1 protein-coding gene is annotated in these 377 nt (G+C 32.6%); it reads right to left on the bottom strand.

From position 1 onward, the window contains the following. On the bottom strand, nt 1-356 hold a 356-nt coding region (locus IM317_RS23780; RefSeq protein WP_193362558.1), incomplete at its 3' end, for a glycosyltransferase family A protein. Between the last annotated feature and the right edge of the window lie 21 nt (nt 357-377).

Here is a 377-nt window from a genome sequence, read left to right as displayed (position 1 = left end):
ACAGAATAATCCGGGTTAGCTTCCAAAAACTCAACTTGTTTTTCTATTCTATCTTTATGAGAAATATCGTCAGCATCCATCCGTGCAACAAAGACTCCTTTTGCCTCATGAATAGCTAAATTCAGAGCAAATGCGAGTCCTTTTATAAGCGTATGTAATAATTTTATTCTTCCGTCAGTTTTTGACATCTTCTCTAATAAAAATAACTCTTCCTCGCTAACACCATTAGCAATGATAATAAGCTCAAAATTTCGGTAGGTTTGAGAGAGAATGCTATTTAATGATTGTTCTAAAAATGAATCAACTCTCGAACATGGTAAAATAATAGAAACCAAAGAATCCTTATTGTGTTCCATAAACAATAAGCCCTTTTAAAA

It is taken from the genome of Enterobacter cloacae complex sp. S3 (assembly GCF_014930495.1).
Classification (GTDB): Bacteria; Pseudomonadota; Gammaproteobacteria; order Enterobacterales; family Enterobacteriaceae; genus Enterobacter; species Enterobacter asburiae_B.
The sequence above is the reverse complement of the archived record's forward strand: the minus strand, read 5'-3'. Positions and strand labels throughout refer to the sequence as shown.